Consider the following 1,352-nt stretch of genomic DNA (forward strand, 5'->3'; position numbering starts at 1 on the left):
GCCCTACCTTTCAGATGCTGTGTGAACAGCGCCTTGCGGTTTGCTACTGCCGTGGCAAAATTTCCGCCGGGCGGCGCTGCCGGGATGGTTTTCATGCTGGCTGCCATGGATGGCTCAGGAGGCAGATCCCCCGGTAGCGCCACACCGCCTCGACCGCTGATTAGGCTCTGCGATTGATCGCTGTGTAGGGCGATGACGGCGTGGGCGGAACGCCTAATCGTGGTCAACGCGCGGAGGGGAGAATGCGCATCAGTGTCGGCATCGATATTGCCAAGGATATCCACTGGGTCACTGCCATCGGTAGCGACGGTACCATCCATATTGACCGCAAGGTCGAGAATACCCCGACGGCGATCGCCGACCTGATTGACGAGCTGAGGGCGCTCGGCGGCACGGTCAGTATCGGCCTCGACGTCATTGGCGGCATCGCTGGACTCATCGAGGCCATGTTGGCCGAGGCCGGTTTCGGCCTGGTTCATGTCCCCGGTCTGGCCGTCAATCGGGCGCGTCAGGGCACCGTCGGCGGCGAGAACAAGTCCGATCCGCGCGATGCCCAGACCATCGCCGATCAGGTCCGCATGCGCACAGATCTGCGTGCGATCGAACCGGCCTCTGAGCTCGATCTCGAGATCAGGCTGCTGGTTGGCCGGCGGCGCGATTTGGTCGATGCCCAAACCCAGCGTCTGGGGCGCATGCACGACCTGCTCGCCGCCATTTTTCCCGGCCTCGAGCGCAGCCTCGACCTCACCACCAAGGGGCCATTGCACCTTTTGACGCGCTATGTCACGCCAGCCGAACTGCGCGCCGCCGGCGCCAAACGGATCCTCCGCCATCTCAAGACCGGCGGCGGTATCCCGCACCCTGAGACCCTTGCCGAACGCGCGCTCGCCGCCGCGGCCGAACAAGCCATCAGCGTGCCCGCCGAGCGCACGAGTGCGCGCCTCATCCGAGAACTGGCCGTCGAAGCGCTCGCAACCAGGGCCCGTCTCTTGGAGATCGACCGCGAGCTGGAGGCACTTCTTCAACGCCACCCTGACGCGGCCCTCATCCGCAGCCTGCCTGGCATGGGGGTCGTGCTCACCGCCGAGTTCATCGCCGAGGCAGGCAATCTCTCCCGCTTCCGCTCGGCCGACGCGCTCGCAGCCGCGGCCGGCATCGCCCCCGTGCTGCGCCAATCCGGCAAAACCCGCTTCCTGCGACGTCCTGCCGGCGGCAATAAGGGCCTCAAGCGGGTGTTCTACCAATCCGCCTTCTGTTCGCTCGCCCAGCCAGACAGCCGCGCCTTCTACGCCCGTAAACGCCGCGAGGGCAAACGCCATCATCAGGCCGTCATCGCTCTGGCCAGACGTCGC

At 65.8% G+C, this 1,352-nt stretch carries 1 protein-coding gene; it reads left to right on the plus strand.

Translation table 11 applies throughout. The features are described from left to right. Window positions 1-242: 242 nt before the first annotated feature. Window positions 243-1,352 (plus strand): IS110 family RNA-guided transposase (locus tag EUU22_RS04320; RefSeq protein ID WP_129330843.1); only part of this gene is annotated, 1,110 nt, incomplete at its 3' end.

The organism is Ciceribacter ferrooxidans (assembly GCF_004137355.1).
In the GTDB taxonomy this organism is placed as follows: Bacteria; Pseudomonadota; Alphaproteobacteria; order Rhizobiales; family Rhizobiaceae; genus Allorhizobium; species Allorhizobium ferrooxidans.